Source organism: Brasilonema octagenarum UFV-OR1 (assembly GCF_963888615.1).
In the GTDB taxonomy this organism is placed as follows: Bacteria; Cyanobacteriota; Cyanobacteriia; order Cyanobacteriales; family Nostocaceae; genus Brasilonema; species Brasilonema sennae.
Genome location: NZ_CAWPKW010000127.1, coordinates 1 through 10,241, shown reverse-complemented (window position 1 = coordinate 10,241; position 10,241 = coordinate 1). Strand labels below are relative to the sequence as shown.

5 protein-coding genes are annotated in these 10,241 nt (G+C 43.9%); 4 read left to right on the top strand and 1 reads right to left on the bottom strand.

Annotated features, from left to right (window positions below):
- Positions 1-259: 259 nt before the first annotated feature.
- On the top strand, positions 260-4,168 hold the full coding sequence (locus AC5590_RS08950; protein WP_169268528.1) for a DUF2157 domain-containing protein: 3,909 nt from the start codon (positions 260-262) through the stop codon (positions 4,166-4,168).
- A gap of 143 nt (positions 4,169-4,311) precedes the next feature.
- A complete protein-coding gene (locus AC5590_RS08945) occupies positions 4,312-4,842 on the top strand; it encodes a hypothetical protein (protein ID WP_169268527.1) in 531 nt (176 codons plus the stop codon).
- Positions 4,843-5,034: 192 nt separating this feature from the next.
- On the opposite strand, the gene AC5590_RS08940 is transcribed toward AC5590_RS08945, so the two are convergent.
- A complete protein-coding gene (locus tag AC5590_RS08940) occupies positions 5,035-5,898 on the bottom strand; it encodes a hypothetical protein (protein WP_169268526.1) in 864 nt (287 codons plus the stop codon).
- 206 nt (positions 5,899-6,104) lie between these two features.
- Between AC5590_RS08940 and purD the strand changes: the two genes are divergently transcribed.
- A complete protein-coding gene (gene purD, locus AC5590_RS08935) occupies positions 6,105-7,394 on the top strand; it encodes a phosphoribosylamine--glycine ligase (protein WP_169268525.1) in 1,290 nt (429 codons plus the stop codon).
- A 665-nt stretch (positions 7,395-8,059) separates the two neighbouring features.
- On the top strand, positions 8,060-9,979 hold the full coding sequence (nblS, locus tag AC5590_RS08930) for a two-component system sensor histidine kinase NblS (protein WP_169268524.1): 1,920 nt from the start codon (positions 8,060-8,062) through the stop codon (positions 9,977-9,979).
- Positions 9,980-10,241: the final 262 nt, after the last annotated feature.

Genomic DNA, 10,241 nt, shown 5'->3' with positions numbered 1-10,241 from the left:
AACTGATAACCCTTCGGGGAGAACCTCCGGTTCCGCTGCGCTAACGCAGTCGCCTCTGTCGGGAGACCCTCATCAAGCGCTGGCTCACTGATAACTGGTAACTGGTAACTGATAACTGGTAACTGGTAACTGATAACTGGTAACTGGTAACTGATAACTGATAAAAATTCACCGCAGTCAGCCGAGCAAGTGTCACAGATAATGGGAAAATAACTTTTATCAGGATAATGATAAAGTATCGCGCTCTGTGCGTGGGCTTATGTCACCAAACTTTGATTCTTCTCTCAAAATTGAAATCAAGCTTGCATCTAACAATCCTGAGTTATTGCATGGACTTGATATATGGTTGCGCTTGGGTTTGATCTCGGATACCCAAGTTAAGCAAATCTGTCGAGAGTTTCTGGTTTGTCGTGTGGAGTTGCAACCACAGACTCTACCTGAACCGCAAGCAGAGACGTTGCATGCAACGTCTCTACTTCAGGATGATGCATTACCGACAGCTAAGAAACCTAATGTTCTTGCTCGGATGTTGCAGTCGCTGGGCGAAGAGTTAAGTGTCCGCTGGCTGCTATTCTTAGGAATGTTTTTAGTGGTGGTATCCTCTGGGGTTCTCGCCGCGAGTCAATGGCAAAGGTTTCCGCCTTCTGGGCAATATGGAGTTTTGCTTGCTTATACTCTGAGTTTTTGGGGGATAAGTTTTTGGGCTGGTAGACAGTCTCATTTAAGCTTAACAACTCGGACGCTGCTCATTGTCACACTGTTGTTAGTGCCAGTCAACTTTTGGGCAATGGACAGTTTCAATCTTTGGCAAAATCCTTTGAATTGGGTTGTCATTGCAATAGCTTCTATTACGCTTTCAGCAATTACTTTTTTATTTTGCAACAATCGGCTGTTTTCTACTTATCAGCCAGCTCGAAAATTATCTTTAGTTAATATTCTGGCACTGTCGTATCTACACTGGGGTTGGCAAATCCCAGGATTTTCCTTAATTGCAGTTTATTTAGCAACAGTAGGAACAACTCTCGCTACTATCTATCACACTCGTCACCCACAAAGGCAGACGATTGTAAAAGTTGAAGATCAAAAAACTGAATTAGGTATCAGTCTGTCTTCACTCGTCATTGTTTATGCCTTATTTGTGCTGTTGGTACGAGCGATTTTTGTTGTCCGCGTAGAGATCCAAGAATTGGGTTTAGCTGTTGGTATTTGCGGGTGGCTAGTGACTCGGTTAGCACAGTCAGACAAAGAAACAAGGGTACAAGGGAAAGAACTTTCTTCTATCTCTTTGACTCCCTCCGTCCCTCACCCCCCTCCCTCACTCCCCTGGGAATTACTTGGCGGTATTCTACTATTCCTTGGTTGGCTGGTGTCGGTAAGTGCTACTTTTCCTTGGCAAGCAACGGCTGTTAGTGGTTTGGGTTTGTGGTGTTTCAGTCGGCGCTTGCAGTTGGGTGGTACGCGCGTCGATGTGGGAGCGATTTTCGCTATTGGGTTGGAGACGATTTGGCTGTTATGGTTGTTAGTGCCTTTTGGGTTGCAAGAATGGGCGATTAGCACTGCTACTCAACTAACTCATTCTCAGAATACACCTTGGGCGTTGCTGAGTGTGGTGTTATTTCCCTATCTTGTTTTGATGGTGGCGTTGACGGATAGACTTTATCGCGCTCAAAAGGTGCAACTGGCTGATTTTGGAGAAAAATTAACGCTGCTGTTTGGAATCTCACTCACTGCGGTGAGTTTGGTAAATCCCACGTTACGTTCCTTGAATTTACTTTTATCTGCAATCACTTTAGGAAGTGTCAGCCAGCGACGAGTTCCCACCAGAATAAGTCTGGTGTATATGACTCAAATTGCAGAAGTGCTAACGCTTTGCTCAATCATTGATCGCTTTTTTCCTTATCTTAATACACAAGTCTGGGCAAGCATTGTGTTGGCTGTGGCGGTTGCAGAGTGGTTGTTTTGTTGTTTGGGTAACGGAGTCTGGCACAAGAGTGCATGGTACATGGGTTTGGGACTGGCGGCACTGAGCTACACTCTATTATGGATGAATGCTGAACCAGTCTGGTTTGGTTCTGGTAATAACAGTGAGAGTTGGGGTTTGGTTTGGTTAATAACTCCCATGACTCTCACAGGTGTAGCTATTTTTGGTTTGAAATCTCCAGCTACCGCAGTAGCACGTCCGACTCTCAATGCTTGGTTGAGTGTCGCCGCTTTGGGACTTGCTCAGTTACTAATTTTACCACTATCTGGAGGTAGATTAATCGGTTTGGCTGTTGCGAGTGCTTTGATGTTTGTTAATACGCGCTATTTGCGACACAAACTATCTGCGTTAATTACTGTTGGATTTGGACTGGGTTTCATTGCTGCCCTGTTATGGGAAGGTGTGCCTGGTTTAGCAAGATTATCCTTACAGGGCTGGTTTGTTGTAGGAGGAGTTTGTACAGTTGGTTTATGGCTGGTGCGTAAATTGTTAAGCACCAGAGAGAATGAATTAGTAGCTATTTATGCAGAAGCAAGTGACAAGTGGGCGATCGCACTCTGCACTGTTGAGTTGTTGCTGCTGAGTATTCACTCAACGCTTGTTTATCAAGGGCTAACGAAATCTGATTTTCTCTACTTAACTTCTTCTGCAATAATTCTAGGAGCAATTGTTTATCGCAGTTGGCAGCAACCTAGTAATTGGAGTTTTTATGGTATTGGGTGGTGTCTGGAATTATTGATTGCTGAAGTTTTGGGTTTTGGCGAACGTTCTATTATCAAGATTGCAATTGCTAACATCGCCTTAGGTTTGGTTACTCAAGTTTTAGGGGAGTGGTGGCGATCCAAACACCGACTCGAAAAACTTCCCAACCGCTGGCACATTCTGCCTTTGTTGTATGGTGTCTTTGGTGTCGCGTTGCGTTCTTCAACCTTTGCCAACTGGACAGGTTTATCTTCTGTTGCTGTGGCTTTCATTGTTATTGGAGTTGGGCGACGGCGTCGAGAATTAAAACCCCTACTGTATCTGGGACTGATTGGGATATCAATTTCAGCATATGAACTTTTATTCTATCAACTCTTGCAAGCACCACCAGGAGGAGCATATGGCGATGGCTTAATTGCTATGTCTGTTCTTGGCACTGGCATTATGTATGCATATCGTCTTCTTTCGGCTTGGCTTGTAGACTACTTACGCCTAACCAGTAAAGAACTGAAAGTCGTTGCTCACATTCACTGGGTTCTTAGTAGCTGTCTATTATTTTCTGCCACCTTCACCCCCATTGCAATAAACTATCTTGTGGGCTTGGGAACCGGGGTATTTTTGATTCGTTATGCCATTTTTCAAGGACGCTACCATCCACAATCTACAATGGCACAAATGTGGGTTTACCTTGGCTTGCTAGAGATCGCAGGGTTCAGAACTTTCTGGATTTATACAGCAGTAGGACGCTTATTTGCTGAATCGTTACTTCCTTGGAGAGCACCTATAGCCTCTGTTGTTGCCTACTTTCTCTACATTTTACCTTGGGAGCGGTGGGGCTGGTCTAAAAGACCTTGGCAAAACGCCGCATATATTTTGCCATTGATATATCTGTGGGAAAGTCGAGGGGAAATTTATCCAGTCGGCTTGCTGATCACAGCAGGGTTTTATGCTTTTATTGCCAAGGTTTCAAAACAATTCCGTTTCACCTATGTCAGTGTAGTGCTGATTGATTGGGCGCTGTTTCGTTGGTTTTTAGACTTACATCTGAGTGATGCTTTGTGGTATGTAATACCGATTGGCTTATCACTGCTGTATGTTGCTCAATTCGATCCTAGCCTGAGAGAATTTCCAATGAAAGCAAGTCGCCACTCGGTGCGGCTACTGGGCTGTGGTTTAATTTGTGGATGGGCTATTATCTTTCATCAAGATACGGCATTTATACCCGGATTTTTGAGTCTTATCGCCATTTTTGCAGGATTAGCTTTGCGAGTGCGGGCTTTTCTGTATGTTGGTACAAGCAGCTTTTTTATCACGAGTTTCTATCAGTTGGTGATTTTTAGCTTGCATTACCCATTTTTGAAATGGGTAGTTGGCTTGCTTGTTGGTATCATCCTAATCTCGATTGCTGCTAACTTTGAAACCCGTCGCGAACAGATTAATTCCTTACTTCGCAACTCCAGTCAGCAATTGCAGGAATGGGAATAGTTTTAGGTGTTTTGTCAATATACAGGAATCCGGTTTGGTTTATGAATGAACTCGTTTCCCACATGCTGTAAAAAGTCACGCTAATAACTTGACAAAACAGAAAAGTTTAAGTCATCTTTTTCAAGTAGACATTGCAATATGTTATGAAGTATACGAAATTCATGCAGCTAAAACAAGCAGTTACATTCTTGGTTGTGTTATTTGCATCATTTCTACTGGTTGTGGGATTTAGTACTGATGAGGTTAATGCTCAGCCCACTCAACGCTATCGTGAGCCGATCACGCAGCCAACAGATGGACCAGTGAGCGATGATCCTGCACCAAGCCCTACGCTACAGTCTGCACCTGTTACATATACTGCCACTATTCCTGCTAATGACAACTTGGGTTCTAAACTAAAGGTTTCATATACTGTACCAAAACTGAGTGTGAGCGGAAACATCAGTCTCCCTAATCCCTGCTGGGGTTTGCAGAGTGTATCAATTAGCTCAATTAGTGGAAATAAAGCTGAGGTAGTGTACAAAGTAAAAGAGCCAAATGTGGGAACATTTTGCTCTCAAGTAGTGAAGACTGTCGCGATTAACACTTCCAGCAAGGTCAGCTTGTCAGAAGATAAACTGAAGCAAGATGGCTTATCTTCTTTAGTAACTGCCAGAAGAGTTATAGTCCAGTAATTTAACAATATTAAAATTAATGTTACTCCGCTAATTATCATAGTGGAGTATTTTTTATCAAGAAAAATAGGTCTGACTCCTGTATATGTGGCTGATGGGCTTAAGTCCAACCTACCCAGTACATATCTAAAACAAATGGTTTCAAACCAAGGGTTTTCACCCTCTCATTCTGTTCTTGATAAATAGAACTCTCTATGCGCCACTAGCACTAGTCGTAGTCTTTACAACATCCCACTGTTGTATCAAAGTCATAACTCCAGTGCTGACATTTATGGTGTAGAGATTATTAGGTGTCACATATCGAGGGGCACCAAGGGCATATATTTGGTCTCCTGAAGCGCTGGCTAAGGTGCTAAAGCCACTATTCCAAACCTTACCATCAATTGTCAATTGCGCTCCTGGGCTTACTTGTCCTTTTGTCAAATCCAACTGCACCAAACTTGTATTACCTTGTTGCGTAAGATTTGTCGTATAAATTATTCCATTTGACTCTGCAACATTATCCAACTTCGACTGGGCTAGATTATCGAATCGCTCGCTAACAGGCAGTGTGATGTTATTAATAGTATTAATCGCTCCTGTATTAGCGTCGATATTAACTAGTGTGGATGACGTTTTGTCACTTCTGTGCGTTAGACCGACAAGCGAGCCATCATTAGTAACCAAGACATTTGCGAGGTTCTGGTCGTTTGCGAGTCCAGAGATAGGCGTGCTTGTTGGAGACTGACCTACAGTGACAGTCAATAACCGAGGGGAATTATTTCCTTTTGCGGCACTTTTGAGCGGGCTAATGCTTAGTACAAATTTGTTAGAACCTAAATAACTGATACTATTCAATTGTTCGCCAGACTGTATAGAAACACTAGTTAGCTCCTGAATTTGTTTAGTTGCTAAGTCTAAGGACTGTATGACAAGTTGTCCGGCTTTAGGAACGCGTACACCATAGATAATCGAGGATGTTTGTGCAACAGTTCTTTTGCCGAGATACCCAAGCCCAGCAAATGTTGCGGTTGCAATCACCAGCTGACCAAACTGTCGTCGTGTTAGCTTCAACATGTTTGTACTCTTGTTGACTAAATTTTATTATCCAAAGGTAGTCTGAGTGCATTGTATCAAAAATAACCAGTGATTGCAAAATCAATGATTCAGGATTTGTGCGCCCAATGTACTATGACTTGCACAATCATCAGAATTGGTGAAAAAATTGTACGGCGAGTCGCTCCGCTCGCATTCTCCCTTACAAGAAATCTTAGAGGATAGCTGTGAAAGTTTTAGTTATAGGTAATGGAGGGCGGGAACACGCCTTAGCTTGGAAACTGTTACAATCAAAGCAAATTGAGCAAGTTGTGTGTGTGCCAGGAAACGGGGGTACAGCAAGTATGGAAGGTTGCCAAAACCTTTCTTTGGCAGTAGACGACTTTGAGGCGATCGCTCAATTTGCCAAAGACCAGAACATAACTCTTGTTGTGGTCGGACCAGAAGTACCTTTAGCAAAAGGCATTACGGATTATCTCAAATCTCTTGGTCTGATGGTTTTTGGTCCAACGAAAGCAGGCGCGCAAATTGAGGCAAGTAAGGCTTGGGCAAAAGCTTTGATGCAGGAAGCAGGAATTCCGACAGCACGGGCAGCGGTATTTACGGAAGCAGCCGCAGCGAAATCTTATGTAAAAGGTCAAGGAGCACCAATTGTTGTCAAAGCCGATGGTTTAGCGGCTGGTAAAGGTGTCATCGTTGCCCAAACAGTGGAACAGGCACATGCGGGGATTGATGCCATGTTTGGCGGAGAATTTGGCAGTGCAGGGAAATTTGTTGTTATTGAAGAGTGCTTGACAGGGCAAGAGGTTTCTGTTTTAGCGTTAACGGATGGGTTAACGATTCGTCCGTTACTGGCTGCTCAAGATCATAAGCGGATTGGTGAGGGCGATACAGGGGAAAATACTGGTGGTATGGGAGCGTATGCCCCAGCGCCGATCGCGACACCAGAGTTGATGGCAAAAGTTCAAAAGCAAGTTTTAGAAAAAGCGATCGCCATACTCAGGAAAAAAGGCATTGACTACCGAGGTGTGCTTTACGCTGGCTTAATGATAACTCCTAATGGCGATTTTAAGGTTTTGGAGTTTAACTGTCGCTTTGGCGATCCAGAAACGCAAGTTGTGTTACCTCTGTTGGAAACACCCCTAGAAGAATTAATTCTAGCTTGTGTTGAGCAACGTTTGGCTCAAATGCCACCGATCGCTTGGAAGCAAGGTGCAGCTGTCACAGTTGTTGCTGCTTCTGGTGGTTATCCTGGAGCATATGAGAAAGGAAAAGTCATTACTGGTATTCCGGAAGCACAAGCACTGGGAACCACTGTCTTTCATGCTGGGACAAAGGCATTCCCAGGCGGGAGCGAGAAAACGAGACAAGTGGTGACAGACGGAGGTCGGGTATTAAACATTACTGCAGTTGGAGAAAATTTTGAGCACGCGCTTACCCAAGCGTATGCTGGGACGCAGTGCATTCACTTTGAGGGAATGTATTACCGAAGAGACATTGGTCACCGAGTTAAATAAGACAAACGGAGTGAGAGGAAAATATTTTCTCTCCCCGCAACCCAAGGGCAACCCAAGCGCTTCCTTCCTCTGCTTCTTTGCTCTTTGTTACGTGTTTGTCTAGAAACTGTTAATTTTTATTTATTGGGCTAGTTTTAATTCCTAACAGGGATGAACAAATAACTATCCCTTCCCTAACAAGTTAAACCTTGATAGGTCTTAGGTAAATCATATACTATCCTGTCAGGAACCTCAGCCTAAAGGCATGAGGCTTGAAAGAGAAATCTAACAAGCTATTCTGACCAGACCACCTAGAAATAGGTAAACGTTATTTGAGTCACGACACCTTGGAATGCGAAGCTAGTTCCCTGCTCTGTCGCTTGTGATTAAACAGTTCTAAGGTCACTGGAACAGTGTTGCAAGCCTAACAAGCTCTTTTAACCGGTCGAAGCTAACTTAACCGCGAAAGCGAGGCTCGAATGAGCAAATCCATTATGCGTACAGAGTTGTGAGGTTTGAGACGGTAACTGTCCCGTTGAAAGTGCAACACAATAGCACACCGAATTAAACAACTCCAAGGCGGTAATGGTGCCCAAATTCAATATAAAGCCGTCCTAGAAGGACGAGGTTTCTACCCATATTTCTGATGACCATCATTGTCAGCACTATAATAACGATTTTTTAAGATGCTAACTGTTTTAAAAATAATCAAAGAAGCAATTGTCAATTGGTGGTTGGAGTTCACTCTCCAGACTAAACTTTTAGCAGCCGCTACTTTGGTAGTCTCTCTGGTGATGAGTGGTTTGACCTTCTGGGCTGTGAATACAATTCAGCTGGATGCACGTGTAAATGACACTCGCTTTGGTCGTGATCTTGGGCTGCTGCTGGCGGCTAACGTTGCTCCGCTCATTGCTAATGATAATCTCACTGAGGTGGCAGAATTTTCCCAACGCTTTTATAGCAGCACCTCTAGCGTGCGTTATATGCTTTATGCTGATGACACAGGAAATATTTATTTCGGTATTCCCTTTTGGCAACCGGAGGTGGGAACATCCCTTGCCATTGAACGGCGGATAGAACTGCCCGATGATTATGCTGCTGATGCCGAAAAGCCGATGGTGCGACAACATCGATCGCCAGACGGGGAAGTCACCGATGTGTTTGTTCCACTGACTGCGGATGGCAAATACTTGGGTGTGTTGGCAGTTGGGATTAACCCTAACTCAGCCGCAGTCATCTCATCAAATTTCACTCGTGATGTCACCATTGCTGTTTTTATCTCAATTTGGGTGATGGTGATTTTGGGAGGGGTGATTAACGCTTTGACAATCACCAAGCCGATAAAAGAGTTGCTGGTGGGGGTAAAACAAATTACTGCGGGGAATTTCAAACAGCAAATTGATTTACCACTAGGGGGCGAACTTGGGGAGTTAATTCTCAATTTTAATGAGATGGCAGAGCGCTTGGAGCGCTATGAAGAACAAAATATTGAGGAACTGACAGCGGAAAAAGCTAAGCTAGAAACGCTGGTTTCCACAATTGCTGACGGAGCCGTCTTGATTGATAATAGTATGCAGGTGATTTTAGCGAACCCCACAGCCCAGAGAATTTTCGGCTGGGAAGAAGCTAAACTCGTAGGCGAAAATGTTTTACATCACTTGCCTGCAGCGGTAGGAATGCAAATTACCCGTCCCTTATATGAAATAGCAACCGGGGAATGCGAAAGTGCTGAATTCCGTATACCGCTGATTGAACCTATCAAGCGCACTGTCCGCATTCTGATGACAACAGTTCTTAACCAGCAAAGAGAGAGTGTTAAAGGTATTGCTATTACCGTACAAGATATTACCCGCGAGGTAGAACTTAACGAGGCAAAAAGTCAGTTTATCAGTAACATCTCCCACGAATTGCGAACGCCCCTATTTAACATCAAATCATTTATCGAGACTTTGCACGACTATGGGGAAGACTTGAGTACTGAACAAAAGAAAGAGTTTTTGGTCACTGTCAATCATGAAACCGATAGACTAACCCGCTTAGTTAACGATGTTTTGGATTTGTCAAAGCTAGAATCTGGTCGCAACTATCACTTGAAGGGGGTAGATTTGGCGCAGGCGATCGAGCAGACACTGCGTACTTACCAACTCAATGCTAGGGACAAAGGCATTGAATTAATTCAGGAAGTTGAGCCTCAATTGCCCCTCGTTGTCGGTCACTATGATTTATTGTTGCAGGTGTTGGCTAATTTGATTGGTAATGCCCTCAAGTTTACTAAAGCGGGTGGAAAAGTTGCCCTCCGCGCCCACCAACTTGAACCAAAGTCCAGTTCTCATCATCAAGTACCCAAAGTACGAGTGGAAATTTCTGATACTGGAATTGGCATTGGTCCAGAAGACCAAGAAGCCATTTTTGACCGTTTTGTCCGGGTTGAAAACCGAGTTCACACCCTAGAAGGCACAGGTTTGGGGCTATCTATTGTCAGGAATATTATAGAAAAGCATCAGACGAAAATTTATTTGGTGAGTGAAATTGGCATTGGTACTACTTTTTGGTTTGACTTGGCGGTGTTTGATGAACAAGCCCCTCATGTTCCGAAGTCATATTAAGCTTGGTACGTACCAGGCTTGATATTAAAGATGAAAGAAATACAATCGATAAAATCACCGGAATTTGGGAATTTTATCGATTGCGTTTGTTGAAAGCGCCTGAGGGGCGGCGATCGCAACCCGTTATGAATGAAAGAAACACCTTTTCCCTTACACCCAGGACTTACGCAAAATTATGAAAAAATAAACCGCAAAGGACGCAAAGAGCACGTATGCCTGCGGCACGGCTTTGCCGAACGCGTAGCGTGCGCCTTAGCGCATA

Excerpts from the sequence above, each read along its gene's own strand:
- AC5590_RS08940 (WP_169268526.1), bottom strand. The coding sequence starts at position 5,898 with ATGTTGAAGCTAACACGACGACAGTTTGGTCAGCTGGTGATTGCAACC.
- nblS (WP_169268524.1), top strand. The coding sequence starts at position 8,060 with ATGCTAACTGTTTTAAAAATAATCAAAGAAGCAATTGTCAATTGGTGG.
- AC5590_RS08945 (WP_169268527.1), top strand. The coding sequence starts at position 4,312 with ATGAAGTATACGAAATTCATGCAGCTAAAACAAGCAGTTACATTCTTG.
- AC5590_RS08950 (WP_169268528.1), top strand. The coding sequence starts at position 260 with ATGTCACCAAACTTTGATTCTTCTCTCAAAATTGAAATCAAGCTTGCA.